We start from the raw sequence: 18,602 nt of genomic DNA, 5'->3' as shown, positions 1-18,602 counted from the left end.
GGCAACGTAATTCGTTGCAAGCTATTGTTATTCAGGGAATTTTACTGTCCCAGAATATAACTTATTCGAAAATTCGCATGTTTTCTATCGGCCATTTTGTCGATTGCGTTCATTACTTTCATAGGTGGTAATGCATATCAAAAAATAAACCACCAGTCATTAGGACGGGTGGTTTGTTGGTGTCAGATATCTTTTGCCAGCCTTTTATCGGCGGAAGACAACCGTTTTATTCCCGTTACGGAAAACGCGATGTTCGCAATGCATCTGGATCGCGCGCGAGAAAACGACAGATTCGATATCTCGCCCGATTTCAACCATATCCTCGGCCGTCATCGTGTGATCGACATGTTCGATGGCTTGATGGATGATCGGGCCCTCATCAAGATCGGCGGTGACATAGTGGGCTGTTGCCCCGATCAGTTTCACGCCGCGTGAATGGGCCTGATGATAGGGTTTTGCACCCTTGAAGCTGGGCAGGAACGAATGGTGTATATTGATGCAGCGTCCTTCGAGCGCGCGACACAGATCCGTTGACAGAACCTGCATATAGCGCGCCAGGCCGACCAGATCGGCGTCGTGCTCGTCAATGATGTCCAGAAGTTTTGCTTCCTGACTTGCCTTGGTTTCCTTGTTTACCGGGAGATGGTAATAGGGAATACCGTACCATTCGACGATACCACGCATGTCTTCGTGGTTGGAAACAATCGCCGGGATTTCGATATGCACATTGTTCGAAGCAACCCGGTGCAGCAGATCGTTCAGGCAGTGGCCAAACTTTGACACCATCAGCAACACTTTTGGTTTCCGATGGAAATCATGAAGCTCCCATTGCATCGTGAATTTATCGGCGATGCTGGCGAATTTATCGGCAAACTCGACCTTCGTGCGCAAGGCACGGCCGGCATCGAATTTCACGCGCATGAAAAAGCGATTGCTTTGCGGATCGCCGAACTGCTCCAGCTTGTTGACGAACGCGCCTTCCTCGGCAAGGAAGCTGGTGACACTGGCGACGATCCCGAATGTATCCGGGCAGGTAATCGTCAGGATAAAAGTTTTGGCGAGTTCGGACATTTCCGCTGAATCTTTCGGTTTTGAATTTTGATCTGCAAGCGATATAGCGGCCTTGGCAAGTCATGCCAACCCGGAATTGGCGGCAAACAAGCTATACCAAGGCTGATAGACGCAATTCGCATAGCTGCATGATTGCAGGCATGAAATCACAATCAGCGCAGGAACCATACGTTTAAAAGCTGGACATTGGCGGGGCATGTGCCAAGAATTCCGCTTCGTTTGACGGAAGAAGATGTAACGCGGCCGGTTTTTCGGCTATGCAAGGCAGAATGTCAGAGATAATTGCGAACACATGTGATGCCCGGTTCACAAATACCGGGTGCAAAACATGGTGCGGGGCTGTTCATTGATCGATTTTCGTCCAATCCTTTTTATTATCGGTATTCTGCTGTGCACCCTGTCGGTCGGGATGTTTATTCCGGCCCTTGTTGATCTGTATTACGGGCAGCGGGATTGGCTGGTATTTTCGGCGGCATCGGCTGTATCGCTTTTCATTGGCGGTGCATTGGTGATGATGAACCGAACCGACAATCTTAAAATCACATCGCGTCAGGCCTTTATTCTGACAACTGCAAGCTGGGTTGTTTTGACTGCAGTTTCGGCACTGCCGTTTGCGTTTTCCGACCTCGATATGAGCTATACGGACGCGTTTTTTGAAGCCATGTCGGGTATTTCGACCACGGGCTCAACCGTGATTGTCGGGCTTGATACGGCCCCGCCCGGGATTTTGTTGTGGCGGGCACTTCTGCAGTGGCTGGGCGGGATCGGGATTATTGTTATGGCGATTGCGGTCATGCCGATGCTACGTGTCGGCGGGATGCAGCTTTTCCGTATGGAAAACTCCGATAAGTCGGACAAGGCATTTCCGCGTGCCACCCAGATCGCCGTTGGTATCGCAAGCCTTTATCTGGGTTTCACCGTCATTTGGGCCATCCTGTTGTGGTGGGCGGGTATGCCGGGATTTGATGCAATTGCGCACGCAATGACGACAATTGCCACAGGCGGTTTTTCTACCAAGGATGCGTCGGTCGGGCACTTTGATAACCCCGCTGTCGATGTGATTATCACGCTGGGTATGGCTGCCGGTGCGTTGCCCTTCATTCTTTATCTGCAAACCTTGCGGGGGAAGGCATCTGCGTTGTTTGTGGATGGGCAGGTCCGCTGGTTCGTGGCAATTGCCAGTTCCATCATTCTGGGGCTTAGTATCTGGCATTCGGAAACAAATAATGTCGTGTTTCTGGATGCGCTTCGATACACGTCTTTTAACATTGTATCGGTAATGACCGGCACCGGTTATGCCACCACGGATTACGGGCTTTGGGGACCGTTTGCTGTGACAGTGTTTTTCTTTGTGATGTTCGTGGGGGGCTGTGCTGGATCGACGACCTGCGGGGTTAAAATCTTCCGTCTTCAGGTTCTTTATGAAATTGCCAAAATCCAGCTCTCACACATGCTCCGCCCACATGGGGTTTTCATTGCCTACTATAACCGTAAACCGCTTTCCGAAGACGTCACGGAATCGGTGCTGAGCTTCTTCTTCCTGTTCGTGTTCTGCTTTGTGGTTCTGGCAGCGGCCCTTGGTGCAATGGGCCTTGATTTCATTACGGCAGTTTCAAGTGCCGGTACCGCGATTGCGAATGTCGGCCCCGGACTTGGTCCGATTGTGGGACCGTCGGGGAATTTTGCAACCCTGCCGGACGGGGCGAAGTGGTTGATGTCGGTTGGCATGCTGATCGGGCGTCTGGAGGTTTTCACCGTTCTGGTGCTGCTTTTCCCGGCCTTCTGGCGCGACTGAGTTCCCCTTTTTCAGTCTTTTATAACGCCCTGCTTTATGCGGGGGTTTTCCTCTGCTCTGGTTTGCTGGCGGCATGCCGAACGCGCTGTGATTTGTCGGATTGACAATTTAGGACATTTGACCTAATAAAATAGGGCAAATGTCCTAATGAAGTTTCAGGCGCTCATAACAGGGACGAAAAGGAATGGCCGTGGAACAAGGTACGCGAGACAGGATTGTCGAGGCCGCCGATCAGCTGTTTTATCAACAGGGGTTCGAACCAACCTCCTTTGCCGATATCGCGGGCGAAGTTGGTATATCACGTGGAAATTTCTATTATCACTTCAAAACCAAGGATGAGATCCTTGATGCGGTGATCAATCGGCGCCTGACCAATACCGAACAGATGCTGGATCATTGGGAGGCAGAAGGAGAAGATCCGGCTGCCCGTATCAGTAGCTTCATTCATATCCTGATCGTCAACGGCGAAAAAATCCGACGCTACGGCTGTCCGGTCGGAACGCTTTCTGCCGAACTGGCAAAGCTCAACCATGCTGCGCAGAGTGATGCCGTGGGTCTTTTCACTCTTTTCCGCCTATGGCTGTGTCGTCAGTTCGAAAGACTGGGCTGCGCGGAAAGGTCTGATGATCTGGCGATGCATTTGCTCGCCCGAAGTCAGGGTGTTGCGGCTCTTGCCAATGCCTTTGGTGATGAGAAATTCGTGCAGCAGGAAGTCAGTCAAATGTGCGACTGGCTGGATGCCCAGATTTGTCCGGCCCGTACCTGAAACGGAAATACGCACGCAAGCCATTCGGAGAATATCAATGTTTACCATTTTACTGACGTTTTCGGATAACCGGGCAAAGGCATCGCAATTCATGGATGCTCATAAAAAATGGATCAGCCAAGGCTTTGACGATGGTGTCTTTTTGGTGGTCGGAAACCTTCAACCCAATCGTGGTGGCGGAATTCTTGCCCATAACACAACGTTTGAGGAATTGATGGTGCGTGTGAATGCAGACCCGTTTGTTGCCGAACAGGTTGTTGAGGCCGAAATCATTGAAATCACTCCGGCCAGAACGGATGTGCGTCTGGAATTCATGATGGCGTGACATTTTCACGAATGACCAAAGAGGGGTGAAGATGGGGACCACAACGATCAGCGCAGACGGTAAAGCACGTTGCAAATGGTGTGATGCAGCACCGGAATTTGATGCTTACCACGATAGGGAATGGGGCTTTCCGGTTGGTAATGATCGCCGATTGTTTGAAAAAATCTGTCTGGAAGGCTTTCAGTCAGGTTTGAGCTGGCGCACCATTCTGACCAAGCGAGAAAATTTCCGGGCGGCATTTGATAATTTTGATTTTGATCGTGTTGCGAAATTCACACCAGATGATGTCGAACGGCTGTTGCAGGATGGCGGTATCATCCGCCATCGCGGCAAGATCGAAGCTGTCATCAATAACGCCAACCGTGCCTGCGAAATGGTCGCGACAGAAGGATCGCTTGCCGCCTATTTCTGGCGGTTCGAGCCACAGGAACGGCCTAATGGCCGACCGCAAACTGCATCTACGTCTGATACATCGGTGGCGATTTCCAAAGATTTGAAAAAGCGCGGCTGGAAATTTGTCGGTCCAACCACTGTTTATGCCTTCATGCAGGCGATGGGATTGATCAACGATCATGCAAAAGGATGCTTCATGCGACCGGTAATCGATGCGGCGCGCCGGGAATTTGAAAGGCCGTGATTCTGGAGAAGGTGGCGATGCCAGACCTTGGGTCAGGAGCGGATCGGGGATCGGGATATCGGTCCAGCATCGCCTTGACGCAACAATGCCAAATCATATTCATTCGGTAAAATCGAATGTTAATTTAAATTCGATAGATAAAATCTATTTATTATGAGTTTTCCTTCAGGCCATGACGGGCAAGGTCACACAAAAGGTTGCACCGTCCGGTCCGGTTGCGCTAAGGCGAAGGTCCCCCTTGTGGGCAAGGATAAGTTCGCGCGCGATGGCCAGGCCAAGACCCGTACCGCCTTTTCTGCCTGTGGCAGCGAAGGGAACGAACAGATTTTTGATCGCCTTTTCAGGCAGACCGGGGCCGTTATCAATGATCTGGATTTCTACGAATACATCCGCATTATCCGTAGCTGCCATTGATGCCTGTTTGATAGTAACTTTGGTTGCACCGGCGTCCAGCGGGTTGCGGATGAGGTTGCTGAACGCGCGGAAAAGCTGATCGTAATCGGCTTCAATCATCAATTCGGCGGGCAGTTCAATCTGAATTTTCGCCTTGCACGGTTCCTTGATCGCATCAGGGGTTTCTGGCGTCAGAAGATTGTCATCGCCATTTTGCAGCAAGATCTGATCGCGAATTTCTTCGATCAATTCGATCAGGGTAAAGCGCGCGATATCAAGTGTTGGCGGGGCTTCGCGGGCAAAGGAGAGGGTTTGCTCGCTGATATAAACCGCGCGCTCCATCGATGATAGCAAGCGCGGTACGACAGCACGGACTTCCTGATCCTCGCTTTGTGCCAGTTTTTCGGTCATCAGCATTGATGTTGCCAGCGCATTTCGAAGATCATGACTGATTTTCGTCGCAGCGGTTCCAAGGGCTGCGAGACGGCGGCGCTGATTTAACATCGCCTGCAGATCATGTTGCATGTTGGCAAGTTCGTGCCTTGCAATGCCAATCTCATCGTCACGGTCATCCGGCACGATGACCGATCCCTGATCTTGCGGATTTTCGCGAAAACGGATCATGTCACTGGTTAACGTCCGCATTGGCCGGACCAGAAGCCGGTTCAGCGCGAAATAAACCAGACCGGCAGTGAAGAACGAAATCACCAGTGACAATCCCATCACGCGCCAGCCAAAATTGCGCATGTCTTCGGCCAGACCCCCTTCATGAACTAGTATTTCTATCTCGAAATCTGGCGCCATGGAGGGCATGCCTACAACGCGTAACATCCGGTCATGTGGTTGAGTCAGGGTTGAAAGACCATCGTACAAAGCCATCGGGATGGAAAAGGTCGTCAGATCGACGTCGTAATCCACTTTGGCGGGCATATCGTCGCGTTGAAGCAATAATTTGCGATCATCGCGGCGTAAAATAACGGCCTCTATTCCCGCATTGGAAAGCAGTTCCTTTTCCAGATCGTCAGGGATCATCTGATCGGGAGTCGCTTCCAGCGCCAAGGCAGCGAGATAGCCGGAATCAAGATGGGCCTTGAGCCAGTCAACCCGATAGCGCGCGACCGAGGGTGCAAAGACGAAAATCTCTGCCAGCATGACAAAGCCGACAGTCAGCACCAGCAGGCGTGCAGACAGCGATTTGGCCCATGGGGGCAGTTTGAGATGCGGGCGTTCCATGACGAATGTTAGCCAGAGACCGGGAAAAATGTACAGCGTTTCAGAAGCTTGTTCCTGCGTTCCTGCCTTAGCCAAGCTTCAGAAGAAAACGGACAATCTTTCGGGTTCTGTCGTTAAACAGGCTGGGTGTATACCACGCCCCGGCAACCCGTTTGGATAGTTCGCCAAGTGTTGGATATGGGGCAATCATTCCGGCGATGGCACCGATCTTCATTTTCTTTGATATTGCCAGCGACCAAAGTCCGATCAGTTCCCCGGCCTGATGGCCGACTATACCCGCGCCAAGGATTTTTCCCTTTGGGGTGGTGACGACCTTGATAAAGCCCTTGGTCCGGGCTTCGGCCCTTGCGCGGTCATTTTCGGCATAGGTCCAGGTCACGACCCGGATTGCGTCGCCGAACTTTTCGCACGCGCTCGTCTCACTCAGGCCAACCTGCGCCAGTTCCGGGCTGGTATATGTCACCCAAGGAACCGCGCTGTGATCAATTTTGGCGGGCAAGCGGAATAGTGCATTGCGGATAACAATGCCCGCATCATAACCGGCCATATGGGTAAATTGCAGGCCGCCGGTAACATCGCCAATGGCAAAGATCTTGCGGTTACTTGTGCGCAGGCGATTATCTACCTCGATCCCGCGTGGGCTGTAAGTGACGGCAGCTTCATCAAGACCAAGATTGTCGACCGTTGGCTTGCGTCCGGTGGCCACCAGAAGGTGACTGCCTTCAATCGTGATTTCTGTGCCATCCCGTTCGATCATGACACGGATCTGCCCGTTATGGGTTTCGATCCGCTGCGTTTTGACCTTTTCATATAGGCTTATGCCTGCCGCCTCCAACTCGTCCCGGATGACGGCAACCAGATCGGGATCATCTTTGGGAAGGATCGTGAACATTTCGATCACGGTAACCTTTGCACCAAGTTCGCGATGTGCCTGTGCCATTTCAAGGCCGATCGGGCCACCACCGATGATAATCAGGTGATCAGGGCAGGTGCGGTTTTCAAAGATGGTTTCGTTGGTAAAGAACGGAACATCGGCGATCCCGTCAATCGGTGGCACCGAAGCATGCGAACCGGTGGCGATGACAAACCGTTTTGCTTGAACGCGCTTGCCATCGGCGATGACTTCTTCAGGACCGGTGAACCGGGCTTCTGCCTGAATGACCGTACAGCCAAGCTTTTCAAACCGTTCAACCGAATCATGTGGTGCAATATCGGCTATTACTGAACGGACATGATCCATTGCATGCGCAAAGTTTGTCGAAACCGGGCCGGTGGTAACGCCAAACTGCGATGCTGCCCGTGCGTTACTTGCGGCATGGCTTGCCGCCAGCAGAGCCTTTGACGGGACACAGCCCGTATTCAGGCAGTCCCCCCCCATCTTGCCCTTTTCAATCAGGACAACCTTTGCCCCCATTTGCACCGCCCCTGCGGCAACGGAAAGCCCGCCGGAACCGGCGCCAATCACACAGATGTCGGTCTTGATCACTTCATTCATTAGGTGCTGGTCCCGACATTACGGTTACGAAATTTTTTATAGATCACGGGAATCAGTGCCAGGATGGCAAGGCCGATGATCGGGGTCAGAATCCTGGGTTCAAAGATAATGCCAAGATCGGGTGTCTTTCCCTGATCAAATAGGGCTCCCAGGCCATCCCCTATGGAAACATAAACAAATGTCCCCGGGATAATGCCAATCGCGGTTCCCATAACAAAGGAACGAAACTTCACGCCAAGCAAAGCCGGAACGAGATTTACCAGCCAGAAAGGAAACAGGGGAACAAGACGCAAAACCATCAGGTAGCTGAAGGCGTTCTCGGCAAAACCGGTTTCCATTTTGCGGATGGCGTTGCCCGCCTTTGCATGCATCAAATCATAAAACGCGTAACGTGCCGCCAGGTAAACCACCGTTGCACCAATGGTGGCGGCGATCACAACGTAGGTTGTGCCAAACCCCGTCCCGAACAGAAAACCGCCCAAAATGGTCAAAAGTGATCCGACCGGAAGCGACAGGGCGACGGCAATCGCGTATGTCACCATGAAGACGGCAATGCTTGAAACCGGATTGTTTGCGACGAAAGCCTGAAGGATATCGCGATTCTCGCGAAGGGTATCGAACGAAAGGTAATCTAAAATTCCGCTTGCCCACGCCAATACCAACCCGGCAATCAGGATCGAAACCGGCAACAACTTGCGCCACAACGAAGTTCGGGCAGTTTTTGTCTGACCTTTATCGGTGTGATCGTTGGAATGCTGGTCTGCCGTCATTGTTTGTGTCTTGGCCATTGATTCTATTGTCTTTACGGCATTCGTATCAGAAGCCGTTTCCAAAGGATTACATGTCTTGGTCGAACATTAGAGGGAAAAAACGCGGAATGCTCATGAACTGCTTTCAACATTGCGTGAAGGTCCGGAGAGCATATGCAAGGAGGATTAAAAGGGTATCTGGTCAATTCAGGTGAAAGCCTGATGCTTGACGTTGGGTAAAGCAGGTCGTATCGTCATATTCATCGTGGGATTTGTCGACCGGCTTGCGGCCACGTAAAAAATCGCTAAAGAGGGTAATCGTGGCTTCGGCCCTGACCCATCGTGCCGGTCAGGGTTTTTTTGTGTCCGGCAAATGCCAATATGACCGGGCATATAGGAGCGATACGATGACGACCGATAAAAAGGCTTCCGATAAATGGCGCGCTGCCACCCGTTCTGTCCGGGGTGGTACGGCGCGCAGCGGGTTTAATGAAACCTCCGAAGCCATCTTTATGAATTCCGGCTATGTCTACGATACAGCCGCCGAGGCCGAAGCATCCTTTGATGGCACTGGCCCGGAACGCTTTGTTTATTCCCGATTTGCCAACCCCACCGTGGCGATGTTCGAAGAACGTCTGGCGCTGCTTGAAGGGGCGTCTTATTGCCGTGGGACGGCGTCGGGCATGTCGGCCGTCTGGAATGCGCTTATTGCCTGTACCAAGGCTGGTGGTCGTGTCGTCGGATCGCGCGCACTTTTCGGATCATGCGAGTTTATCCTGACAACCCTTTTGCCGCGTTTTGGTGTTGAAACCGAACTGGTTGACGGTACCGATCATGCCGCATGGGAAAAGGCACTGTCCAAACCGGCTGATGCGGTCTTCATTGAAACCCCGTCGAACCCGACCCTTGAAGTCATTGATATCGCCTTTGTCGTCGATCTTGCGCACAAGGCCGGGGCGAAAGTGGTTGTCGACAACGTCTTTGCGACGCCGATCCTGCAAAAACCGATGGAACTGGGCGCGGACATTGTTGTCTATTCCGCGACCAAGCATATTGATGGCCAGGGACGTTGCCTTGGCGGTGCGATCCTGTTCAATGACAAGGAATGGCACGATAATCACCTGACCACGTTCCTGCGTCACACTGGCCCCAGTATGAGCCCGTTCAACGCATGGGTTCTCCTGAAAGGGCTCGAGACACTTGGTCTGCGTGTCGATCAGCATATCCGCAACGCAACGGCTCTTGCCGGGTTCCTTTCGGAACAGCCGCAGGTATCGCGCGTTATCTATCCGGGGCTTGAAAGCCATCCGCAGCACGAACTGGCCATGAAACAGATGTCCGGACGTGGCGGTGGATTGATCGCGATTGAGCTTGCCGGTGGTAAATCGGCTGCTTTTTCGTTGCTTGATAACCTGCAGCTTATTGATATTTCGAACAATCTTGGTGATGCCAAAAGTCTTGCAACCCACCCGTGGACCACGACCCATCAGCGTGTTCCGGCTGAAGACAAGATCACGATGGGGATCACCGAGGGCATGTTGCGTCTTTCGGTCGGGCTTGAGGATATTGACGATCTCAAGGAAGATCTGACTGCGGCATTGCGCGTATAAGACACAGCAGATTCGGCAGAATGCCTAAATCGGGCGGTCCGTATTCTGCGTGGGCCGCCTTTTCTTTTGAGGATCGAATGTGATGGGGATTTTAATTTGATGACAGACATCTGGCACTTGGGACCCGGACTGTCTAAATAAAAGCCGAGCAACGCCGTGACAGCGCAACGCCCTTGGCAGAAGGACTGCATAAAGATTGGCCTGGAGTTTTGCATGTATTCATCCGTGACCCGCGACATTAAAGTATCCGTGCAACCGGTGTTCCTTGATGAACAATCGGACCCGGACAGCCATCGCTATGTCTGGGCCTATAGGGTTGTCATCGAAAATCAGAGCCCGAAAACTGTACAGCTTTTAAACCGTTACTGGCGCATTACCGATTCCCGGGGATCGACACAGGAAGTACGTGGATCGGGTGTGGTCGGCGAACAGCCGGTTCTGGCCAGTGGCGAAAGTTTCAACTACACAAGCGGTGCGCCACTGGCGACGCCAAGCGGTTTTATGGTTGGTACTTATGAAATGACTGATATGGATGGAAACCGGTTTGATATTGAAATTCCGGCATTTTCACTCGACAGTCCGCATAGCCAGCGCACCGTTAATTAAATGAACTGACAGAAATATAGGGTCGGGAGCACATGACCCACAGGACAGAGTTATAAAGAGGAAACCATATGTGCAGCGAAACCAGCGTCGCTAAACGCCCATCGCGTGAAGAAGCAGAAGAAGCCGTTCGTACACTGCTTCGTTGGGCAGGCGATGATCCCGACCGCGAAGGTCTGCGCGGGACACCAGATCGTGTCGTGCGGTCCTACGGCGAGTTTTTCGCAGGCTATCAACAGGACCCGGCGGACATTCTGCGCCGCACCTTCGAGGAAACCGACGGTTACGACGAAATGGTCGTGTTGCGCGATATCCGGGTCGAGTCCTATTGTGAACATCACATGGTGCCGATTATTGGTGTCGCCCATGTTGCCTATCTGCCGCGTCGCCGTGTTGTCGGTATTTCGAAGCTTGCCCGCGTGGTCGAGGTTTATGCCAAGCGGTTGCAAATTCAGGAAAAAATGACGGCACAGGTCGCCAACACCATTCAGGAAGAACTTGATCCGCTGGGTGTTGCGGTTGTGATTGATGCAAACCATCAATGCATGAGCACACGCGGCATCCACAAGACCGGTGTTTCGATGGTGACCAGCCGGATGCTTGGTGCATTTCGCGATGATCCGATCACACGGCGCGAATTTTTCGCGATGATCGGTCGCTAGGTTTTTCGATTCTAATGAACAAAGGCCGCCTCTGGGGGCGGCCTTTGTCATATTCACGCAGCCCCTTGCCTAGTCGGCGCGGAACTGCTGATGGCAGGACTTGCAAGTTTGCAGCACGTTACGGAATGCATCGTCAAACTCACCGGTGTCGTTGCTGCCCGACGCGGCATCTTTGGCGGCAATCGTCTTTAGCATGTCGGCATTTATCGCAAGTTCATCTGCCAATCGGGAAAACGCGTCCCATTTCTCCCAGATTTCAGGCGACGCCTCGGATGGGGCGCTTGTGCTACCGGTCGGGAACAGTTCGGTGAAGGCCGATCCTGCATGGCTGCTGATTTTCATGGCAGCCAGTTCGACCTTGGCCGGGTCATAGGGGAGTTCCCCCTTTAACATTGGCACCATCATCTTCACCTGTTTGCCGATGACTTCCATGCCATCCATCCGTTCCTTTACGACACCTTTTGCACCTTCATGTGCGACAGCAGCAATGCTGATCGCGGTGGCAAAAACTGTTGCGCCAACTAGTATTCCGGTTCTCATAAGCCTGTTTTCTTTTTGTGTTTGAATGCGGGTTTGAGGTCTCATACCCCAAAACGTGTCAAAATGCGATCCACAGACCCGACATAGGATCCACCAAAAAGACGAACATGCACGAGAAGGGGATAAAGATTGTAAAGATCGCGGCGTTCTTCAAAGAATCCCGGCTGGATCGGCAAAATTTCCCCATATCGGTCAAAGAATGCAGGTGTCAGGTCACCAAACAATGTACCGAAGGCAAGTTCAATCTCGCGGTCTCCATAATAAATCGCTGGATCAACAAGTCCTGCAATTTTGCCTTTATCACACAGAATATTCCCTCCCCACAAATCGCCATGCAACAAGGATGGGACGCCATCTGACGGCAGAAGATCACCAAGTTTTGCCGCAAGCGTTTCGATCCGGGAAAAAAGAGGGGAGGGTAACCGTCCATACCGGGACGCCTGATCTGCCATATAAAGCAGCCGGTGATCGCGAAAAAACTCGCCCCAGCTATTTGTCAGATGATTGGGTTGATCAAGGCCGCCAATCAGCGTTTTGAACGACAACCCGAATTGTTCTTGTGTAACCTGATGCTGTTCGGCCAGAAGATTAGCCAGATCACGCTGGACCTGACCGTTCATGTGGCCATCATTTTCGATAAAATCCATGATCAGCAACGCGGGCTCGGCATATAGAACCGCGGGGCAGGGAATGGGGGAATGCGTACCGAAATAGGTCAGCATGGCTCCTTCAATCGCAAGGTTGGTCTCGCCGCCCTGTTTGACCACCACCTTGCGGCCATCTTGCAGTTCCATCTGACTGACATCGGCGACACATCCCCCTGGAAGCGGGCGGGATGCGATAACCTCACTACCGGTAAGTTCGGTAATCTTCCGCGTTACCGGATGTAAATCCATCAATCAGATTCCGTGCTTTTCCCGAATATGGGCCAAAAGGGCATTTGACGTTTCCTCGATCATATCAAAAACCGAAACAAAGCCGTTTGTTCCGCCATAGTAGGGATCGGGAACGCTTTGGCCTTTGCGATCGGGATGATGATCAAGAAACAGCGCAAGTTTCTCGTGATGCCGGGTCGGCGACTGTCGTTGCATGTCTGCCAGATGCCCGTCATCCATTGCCAGAATATAATCAAAATCGTTGTAATCAGACGGGCTGATTTTACGGGATCTTAATGGGGATAAATCATATCCGCGGCTTGCGGCCATTTCCCGTGATCTTGAATCCGCCAGTTCGCCTACATGATATCCCGACAGGCCACAGCTATCGACTTCGATATGTGAACTGAGCCCGGCCTTGCTGACCATGGTCCTGAAAACGCCGTCAGCCGTGGGCGAACGACAGATATTTCCGGTACAGACAAACAGAACCTTGATCACGGTATGGCTTTCAGTAGTTGCAAACAGAATATCCACAGACTGGCACAGTCATCCTGATCTGTGCAACGGAATGCAATGGAACCATTCGAAATTATGATCTCAGGGCGCAAAAGTAATCAATGTAACAGCTTCGTGACATTTTCAGCGGTAAGCTGACAGCCATGTCATATGTTTGTATGATCGCGCCAACTAGTAATTTCCAAATGTGACGGGTAATGCAGGAATTCGTATCGTTCGGTTTGCATATTGCGCTGATTCGGCAACTGGCCTGGTTGCCGAAGGGCTATGATCTGGTAGCGGATGGCACCGTCATCACCAGTTCGCGTCTGCGCAGCATCCTTCTTTCTCTCGAAGAAACCAACGGCCCTGCGGTGCTGGTTCGTCTTGGGCGTCATCTTGCCCTTAAAGAACAGCAGCCGGTTCTGACCATGCTGCGTCAGGGGGCGACACCCGAACTGATCGCTGATCGCTGGCACCGTCTTGAAGGATATTCCCACGCCCGCAGCCGGACAGACTATCAGGCGACCGGCAAATCATTGACATTGCATCGCGGCGCTGTGCGCGGCCAGCCCCCGGCACGGGTTGAAAACCTTCTGCTGCATGGCTTCATGGTTGGTTTGCTCGAAGCAGTTGGTGTCGAAAATGTCAGCAGCGCGATCCTGCCAAGCCACGGCCCGGCCATTCCGGTGATCCGAAACGGAAAGCTGATCAAGAAACTTGATTTCGCAGGGCGTGCTTTACGCTTCCGCATCAGCTGGCAAAGCTATGTCGCCATCTCATCGGGCTATCCGTTCATGGCTAACATGCCCGGAACGGCTCCGACTGTCGGGAACAGTCGACCTGTCGTGCAAAAGCTGTGTGCGGTGCTTGAACATGATATCGGGCGCAGTTGGACGATTGATGATGTCGCCACTGCGCTGGATACATCAGGCCGGACTTTGCAACGTCGGTTGCAACAGGCCAACAGCCGGTTTTCCGATCTGCTTCGTCTCGTTCGGGTCCGGGAGGCCTGTCGACTGCTGAATGGTACCAGCCTGACCGTGGGTGAGATCGGGTTTTGGTGCGGCTTCACCGACAATGCCCATTTCAGTCGCGATTTTCGTCGTTTGGTGGGGATGCCGCCTTCTGTCTACCGTGAAGCAAGTCTTGGTCATGCGGGGCTGACGCGGGCTTGACGAGCGTAATTGAAAATCCGTGCCAATTGACCGGTCGCAATTCGTTGGGTATCAGCAGGGAAATATATACCCGATACAAATGCGGTGATGCCAGACACGCCGCCACACTGCGAGGCGACCATGACCGATACATCCGCAAACGATCAGTATGCAGGCTTCCTGCCGCCATTCTTCCGGGATCGCCCGGATGCGGAAGATGTAATGATCCGGACCTGGCAGGTTGGTGATCCGCTTGGCAATCATGATGTGCCCGATGTCCCGGCATCGCTTGCCCTGTTCTTTGATCTGATTGCACCTGCGGCTGAGCGGGGTGGTTCAAACGGGTTCGCCCATTTATGGCTTGATCGTCATCCACATGAACAGCCCGGCTGGCGGCTGTCTGTTGCCCATGTCGGTTCTGTGACTGAACTGGATGACGCCATTGCCAAACCTCTTGCCCGGCTGGCTGCGTCCATGACGATATCCCTGATCGAAACCGAAAGCTGGCACATGACCCGCCCGCTTTGGCGCAAGCGTGCCGAACCGGTGCGTCTGACCTTCTGGGGATCATTGGGCAAACACGCACGCAGCTTGATCGGTCATCGGGATGCCGCGGGGTATTATCAGCCGGTGGGGGCAGGACTTCGTTCCGACCATGTGTTTGCAACCTTGCCCCTGCTTGAAGATATGCTGGGCGATCCATTCCTGCGTGGCGGGATGGGCTTTGAAGACGCGCTTCGTATTGGTATATCGCTCGGACGGGCCCATTTGCTCGAGAGCTGGATCGAAGCCGGTGGGGTGGAAAAGGAACCCTATTTCAGGCCGATGCAAATCTGGCATCAGGCATGGCTTGCCAATGCGCTGATCGATCCGGCGGTCGCAACGCTTGCCATGTCGGGTTTGCCGCCGATGCCGGCCCTTGATTTTGATCGCAAGGCGGATCCGGAAACGCGGCGTGCCGCGCTTGATGATCTTTCTGGCTGGCTAACCGTGGTGTTTTTCAATGATGCCAATCCGGCTCTTCGCAATGCGTTCATTGCCGGGGTGCAAAATGCCGTCTGGCTTGATCCTGATTTGCAGCAATATGTCCAGCCGCAGCAACGTGCCGAAATTCTGCAAGGCTTGATGCCCTATTGCCGCTGGTTCCTTGCGATGGCGCTTTATAACCATCTCGGAAATCTTGCGGCGGGAACAGCACGCGAGGATCAGATCGCATTTTACGCAGCCCTTGTCGAAGCCCTGCCGGAACTCTCGCCCTTGGGCGAACTTGCGACCCAGCGTGATATCGAGCAGCACATCATACGCATTGATGTCGCACGGGCGGCTTCGGCTCTGGATACGCTGGTTCTGCCATTTTGTGATCTGCTGATGCCGCGCCTTAAACTCGATGCGGTGCGCGCATAGCTTTGCATGTAGGCAAACGCGCAAAATAAAAGGTCCGCTGAGGATATTCGGCGGACCTTTCTTTTAGTGACGAGGCGATTGTCTATTGCTGATAGGCTTTGATCGGACGGCTCGATACAATCGCAAACCGGATGGCAAGGCCGCTAACCGCGACAAGGCTTGCAATCACAATCCCCCAGAACAGCCCGGCAACGCCAAGCCCGGCGACAAAGGTCAGATAATAACCGGCCGGGATCATCACACATATATATGACACCAGATGCAGGATCGTCGGGACCCATTTATCCCCGGCACCGCGTAACGCGCTGATGGCGGCATTTTGTCCGCCATCGGTCGGGAAAATGATCGGCATCAGGATCAAAACACCGGCAGTCGTGGCAATAACTGTGGCATCCTGACTGAACAGATGCGCCACCAGCCCCGGAAAGAAGTAAAGCGGCGCGCTCAGAAGCAGCATCACGGTCATGGTCGTCAAAAGTCCAATCCATCCGGCCAGTGCCATATCAGGCCGGTCGCGCCTGCCATAGGCGATGCCGACGCGAACGGATGTCGCTGACGCCAGGCCAAGGGCTACCATGAACATCAATGCCAGCATCGTCATGGTAATACCGTAACTTGCCGCGGCAACAACCCCAAGCCGGCCAGCAAAGAGCTGCATGGCGGCAAAGGCGCTGGTTTCCATACCCTGGCTTGCCCCGGCGGCATATCCCATATGGCGGGCATCGCGTGAATGACGCCACCAGCCAGAAAAGCCGTCACGAATGCCATAATCGGAATGGCTGCGCATCAAAAGGATATATGCCAGCAGGCTGATCGCCATGACCCAACGGATGACGGTCGATGTCCATGCCGCACCCTCGGCCCCCATTTCGGGAAGGCCGAACGCGCCATAAACCAGCCCGTAATCCAGCACCAGATTGACGAAATTGGCACCAATCATCATGACCATGCCCGGCAATGGCCGTTGCAATCCTTCAAGGAAAAAGCTGCAAGTAATATAAATCAACGCACCGGGCATCCCGATGGACAGGATCATCGCCAGCGCACTGGCATGCTCGGTGATTTCGTCCGGTTGGCCGGTCGCCATAAACAACCAGTCGGATTTCCAAGTAAGGACCATGAAAGCAATGCCGATCAGAACGGCATAGGGCATGCAAGCCCGCCATGTCTGCCCGGCCTCGCGCAGATTGTTTCGCCCGACCGAATGCGATGTCAGGATCATTACCCCGGTCAGAAGTCCGATGCCGGTAACCATCAATGATGTAAAAGGCGCATGCGCAATGTTCAGATAGGCCAGACTGGCGCTATCGTAATTGCCGACGATAATCGTATCGACAACCGCCATGATCAGCATGCCAAGCCGTGCAATCACCACCGGTAATGCCAGACGGAACAGTTCGCTCAAGTGGCGTCTTACACGGTTATGCGGGTAAAGCGGCACCGGAGGAACATTCGGCGGCAATCCTTCCGGATGATTGGGGGGCATACCCGGTGGGGCGCCGGGTGGTGTGATCGTCATTGTCTTCGTTTCCTCGTTATCATTTTTGCGCGGCAGTCATTGCGGTGCAATGCAATGGCGGGTGGCGCACGCCGCGTGATTATTATCGTGCCTGTCGACTTATTTGTTCCGGCCCTGCGGGTTGGGATGACGCGGGATTGCGGCAATCATCTTTGCGGGATCATCGGTAATGACCGATGTCACGCCCCAGCCAAACAATTCGCGGGCACGGTCCGGATCATTGACGGTATAACAGACCAGTGGCACATTGGCCGCAACGATTTCCGCGGCTTTTCCGGGATCAAGCGCCTTGTGATCGATATGAAGCGCACTGGCACCAAGTTTGGTGTATTCCTCATGCCAATTGACAGGCAGTGTTTCCAGAAGCCAGCCGCACGGCATATCGGGCAAAAGCCGCCTGATTTCCGCAACCGCATTGTCGTCAAAACTTGAAAGCAGGATCGGAAGTTTCTTTGCCCTGCCAAGTTCTTTGGCAACTTCCTGACACAGGCGCACCGGATCACAGCCCGATGGCTTGATTTCAAGATTGGCTCCCATATCCATAAAGAACAGGGTTTCGAGCGTGTCGCTCAGTGTCGGAATGCGCTCGCCTTTATATATGTCTGAAAACCATGAACCGGCATCAAGCTCACGCAGCACGCTTAACGGCTGCATGTGGATCGGGCCTGTTCCGTTGGTGGTCCGTTCCAGTGTGTCGTCATGAATAAGCACACACTGGTTATCGGCACTCAGCGTCACGTCGCATTCAATCCATTTGGCCTGCCGCGCCCCGGCCACCCTAAAGGCGGCAATGGTGTTTTCCGGGGCTTCGATGGATGCGCCGCGATGGGCGACAATATGGGGAATCTCGATCACGTTTCGGACCTTTATATATCGGGTGGCAAATGCGCATCAGAGCCGGGTAATCGTGTTTCAAGCGAAATCTATTTGCCCGGATCGGCAGGTTAAATCAGCGTTGCGATTCTCATACGCCTGATGCTTTCTGTAAAAAAGCGAAAATCTTGTGTCGATTTGAACGTAACTCTTTTCATATTCGCACCGAAGTCATTGGACTCCATATCGGATTCCCGCAGTGATCCGATTGTTTTTATCGGTTTTCCGATGTTTCATGACTGTTTCACAGGGGCAGTGTGATGTTCTTCAATTAAGGGATTTCAATGCAAAACCCCGGAAAGACCAGTGTTTGTGCGGACCGTTTCGGGGGTGAAAAAAACAATCTGCAAAAATCTCAGAAAAACTTCAAAAAAGGTATTTACAGGCTCGGCGAGGG

Annotated in this window: 18 protein-coding genes and 1 riboswitch; of the genes, 9 read left to right on the top strand and 9 right to left on the bottom strand. The window is 53.0% G+C overall.

What is annotated here, in order from left to right:
• Positions 1-204 precede the first annotated feature (204 nt).
• Entirely contained in the window at positions 205-1,071 is an 867-nt protein-coding gene (gene purU / locus TH5_RS19375; RefSeq protein ID WP_114123239.1) for a formyltetrahydrofolate deformylase, read from the bottom strand.
• Positions 1,072-1,417: 346 nt separating this feature from the next.
• Between purU and TH5_RS19370 the strand changes: the two genes are divergently transcribed.
• The 4 genes from TH5_RS19370 (at position 1,418) to TH5_RS19355 (ending at position 4,594) form a co-directional block, all read left to right on the top strand.
• On the top strand, positions 1,418-2,866 hold the full coding sequence (locus tag TH5_RS19370) for a TrkH family potassium uptake protein (RefSeq protein ID WP_114123273.1): 1,449 nt from the start codon (positions 1,418-1,420) through the stop codon (positions 2,864-2,866).
• Between the two features lie 184 nt (positions 2,867-3,050).
• Positions 3,051-3,632: a TetR/AcrR family transcriptional regulator gene (locus TH5_RS19365; RefSeq protein ID WP_114123238.1), complete on the top strand. Its 582-nt coding sequence runs from the start codon at positions 3,051-3,053 to the stop codon at positions 3,630-3,632.
• A 37-nt stretch (positions 3,633-3,669) separates the two neighbouring features.
• Positions 3,670-3,957, top strand: a complete 288-nt coding sequence (locus TH5_RS19360; RefSeq protein WP_114123237.1) for a YciI family protein — start codon at positions 3,670-3,672, stop codon at positions 3,955-3,957.
• Between the two features lie 31 nt (positions 3,958-3,988).
• On the top strand, positions 3,989-4,594 hold the full coding sequence (locus tag TH5_RS19355; RefSeq protein WP_114123236.1) for a DNA-3-methyladenine glycosylase I: 606 nt from the start codon (positions 3,989-3,991) through the stop codon (positions 4,592-4,594).
• A gap of 165 nt (positions 4,595-4,759) precedes the next feature.
• Here the strand turns inward: TH5_RS19355 and TH5_RS19350 are convergent, their stop codons facing one another.
• From TH5_RS19350 to TH5_RS19340, 3 genes are all read right to left on the bottom strand, one after another.
• A complete protein-coding gene (locus TH5_RS19350) occupies positions 4,760-6,220 on the bottom strand; it encodes a sensor histidine kinase (RefSeq protein ID WP_114123235.1) in 1,461 nt (486 codons plus the stop codon).
• Between the two features lie 67 nt (positions 6,221-6,287).
• Entirely contained in the window at positions 6,288-7,715 is a 1,428-nt protein-coding gene (locus TH5_RS19345; protein WP_114123234.1) for a dihydrolipoyl dehydrogenase family protein, read from the bottom strand.
• Entirely contained in the window at positions 7,715-8,503 is a 789-nt protein-coding gene (locus tag TH5_RS19340) for a TVP38/TMEM64 family protein (RefSeq protein WP_114123233.1), read from the bottom strand. The genes TH5_RS19345 and TH5_RS19340 overlap by 1 nt, the downstream gene beginning before the upstream one ends.
• 216 nt (positions 8,504-8,719) lie before the next feature.
• Positions 8,720-8,794, top strand: a riboswitch (SAM riboswitch).
• 77 nt (positions 8,795-8,871) lie between these two features.
• Between TH5_RS19340 and metZ the strand changes: the two genes are divergently transcribed.
• From metZ to folE, 3 genes are all read left to right on the top strand, one after another.
• Entirely contained in the window at positions 8,872-10,074 is a 1,203-nt protein-coding gene (gene metZ, locus TH5_RS19335; protein ID WP_114123272.1) for an O-succinylhomoserine sulfhydrylase, read from the top strand.
• Positions 10,075-10,287: 213 nt separating this feature from the next.
• Positions 10,288-10,680, top strand: coding sequence for a Co2+/Mg2+ efflux protein ApaG (apaG, locus tag TH5_RS19330; protein ID WP_114123232.1), 393 nt, complete (start codon positions 10,288-10,290; stop codon positions 10,678-10,680).
• A 68-nt stretch (positions 10,681-10,748) separates the two neighbouring features.
• Positions 10,749-11,339 (top strand): GTP cyclohydrolase I FolE, encoded by a 591-nt coding sequence (folE, locus tag TH5_RS19325; protein ID WP_062952206.1) that lies wholly within the window; start codon positions 10,749-10,751, stop codon positions 11,337-11,339.
• A gap of 69 nt (positions 11,340-11,408) precedes the next feature.
• On the opposite strand, the gene TH5_RS19320 is transcribed toward folE, so the two are convergent.
• From TH5_RS19320 to TH5_RS19310, 3 genes are read right to left on the bottom strand one after another with little or no spacing between them, the layout of a single operon-like run.
• Positions 11,409-11,879, bottom strand: a complete 471-nt coding sequence (locus TH5_RS19320; protein WP_167443600.1) for a c-type cytochrome — start codon at positions 11,877-11,879, stop codon at positions 11,409-11,411.
• Between the two features lie 41 nt (positions 11,880-11,920).
• A complete protein-coding gene (locus TH5_RS19315; RefSeq protein ID WP_114123230.1) occupies positions 11,921-12,775 on the bottom strand; it encodes a fructosamine kinase family protein in 855 nt (284 codons plus the stop codon).
• Positions 12,776-12,778: 3 nt separating this feature from the next.
• Complete coding sequence (locus tag TH5_RS19310) at positions 12,779-13,291, bottom strand: low molecular weight protein-tyrosine-phosphatase (protein ID WP_244204981.1); 513 nt, start codon at positions 13,289-13,291, stop codon at positions 12,779-12,781.
• A gap of 179 nt (positions 13,292-13,470) precedes the next feature.
• Between TH5_RS19310 and TH5_RS19305 the strand changes: the two genes are divergently transcribed.
• Together TH5_RS19305 and TH5_RS19300 are read left to right on the top strand one after the other, a co-directional pair.
• Positions 13,471-14,430: an AraC family transcriptional regulator gene (locus tag TH5_RS19305; RefSeq protein WP_114123229.1), complete on the top strand. Its 960-nt coding sequence runs from the start codon at positions 13,471-13,473 to the stop codon at positions 14,428-14,430.
• Between the two features lie 120 nt (positions 14,431-14,550).
• Positions 14,551-15,813, top strand: a complete 1,263-nt coding sequence (locus TH5_RS19300) for a hypothetical protein (RefSeq protein ID WP_114123270.1) — start codon at positions 14,551-14,553, stop codon at positions 15,811-15,813.
• Positions 15,814-15,895: 82 nt separating this feature from the next.
• On the opposite strand, the gene TH5_RS19295 is transcribed toward TH5_RS19300, so the two are convergent.
• The gene (locus TH5_RS19295) at positions 15,896-17,332 is read right to left on the bottom strand and encodes an MATE family efflux transporter (RefSeq protein WP_114123228.1); all 1,437 of its coding nucleotides are present in this window, start codon (positions 17,330-17,332) and stop codon (positions 15,896-15,898) included.
• Between the two features lie 99 nt (positions 17,333-17,431).
• The gene (locus TH5_RS19290; protein WP_114123227.1) at positions 17,432-18,187 is read right to left on the bottom strand and encodes a glycerophosphodiester phosphodiesterase family protein; all 756 of its coding nucleotides are present in this window, start codon (positions 18,185-18,187) and stop codon (positions 17,432-17,434) included.
• Positions 18,188-18,602: the final 415 nt, after the last annotated feature.

This window comes from Thalassospira xianhensis MCCC 1A02616, assembly GCF_003326475.1.
Lineage (GTDB): Bacteria > Pseudomonadota > Alphaproteobacteria > Rhodospirillales > Thalassospiraceae > Thalassospira > Thalassospira xianhensis.
This window is presented reverse-complemented; position numbering and strand designations above follow the sequence as displayed.

Bases quoted from the DNA above. Each gene is read 5' to 3' on its own strand.
- purU (WP_114123239.1), bottom strand. From the start codon at position 1,071: ATGTCCGAACTCGCCAAAACTTTTATCCTGACGATTACCTGCCCGGAT.
- TH5_RS19365 (WP_114123238.1), top strand. From the start codon at position 3,051: ATGGCCGTGGAACAAGGTACGCGAGACAGGATTGTCGAGGCCGCCGAT.
- TH5_RS19360 (WP_114123237.1), top strand. From the start codon at position 3,670: ATGTTTACCATTTTACTGACGTTTTCGGATAACCGGGCAAAGGCATCG.
- TH5_RS19355 (WP_114123236.1), top strand. From the start codon at position 3,989: ATGGGGACCACAACGATCAGCGCAGACGGTAAAGCACGTTGCAAATGG.
- TH5_RS19350 (WP_114123235.1), bottom strand. From the start codon at position 6,220: ATGGAACGCCCGCATCTCAAACTGCCCCCATGGGCCAAATCGCTGTCT.
- TH5_RS19345 (WP_114123234.1), bottom strand. From the start codon at position 7,715: ATGAATGAAGTGATCAAGACCGACATCTGTGTGATTGGCGCCGGTTCC.
- TH5_RS19340 (WP_114123233.1), bottom strand. From the start codon at position 8,503: ATGGCCAAGACACAAACAATGACGGCAGACCAGCATTCCAACGATCAC.
- metZ (WP_114123272.1), top strand. From the start codon at position 8,872: ATGACGACCGATAAAAAGGCTTCCGATAAATGGCGCGCTGCCACCCGT.
- apaG (WP_114123232.1), top strand. From the start codon at position 10,288: ATGTATTCATCCGTGACCCGCGACATTAAAGTATCCGTGCAACCGGTG.
- folE (WP_062952206.1), top strand. From the start codon at position 10,749: ATGTGCAGCGAAACCAGCGTCGCTAAACGCCCATCGCGTGAAGAAGCA.
- TH5_RS19320 (WP_167443600.1), bottom strand. From the start codon at position 11,879: ATGAGAACCGGAATACTAGTTGGCGCAACAGTTTTTGCCACCGCGATC.
- TH5_RS19315 (WP_114123230.1), bottom strand. From the start codon at position 12,775: ATGGATTTACATCCGGTAACGCGGAAGATTACCGAACTTACCGGTAGT.
- TH5_RS19305 (WP_114123229.1), top strand. From the start codon at position 13,471: ATGCAGGAATTCGTATCGTTCGGTTTGCATATTGCGCTGATTCGGCAA.
- TH5_RS19300 (WP_114123270.1), top strand. From the start codon at position 14,551: ATGACCGATACATCCGCAAACGATCAGTATGCAGGCTTCCTGCCGCCA.
- TH5_RS19295 (WP_114123228.1), bottom strand. From the start codon at position 17,332: ATGACGATCACACCACCCGGCGCCCCACCGGGTATGCCCCCCAATCAT.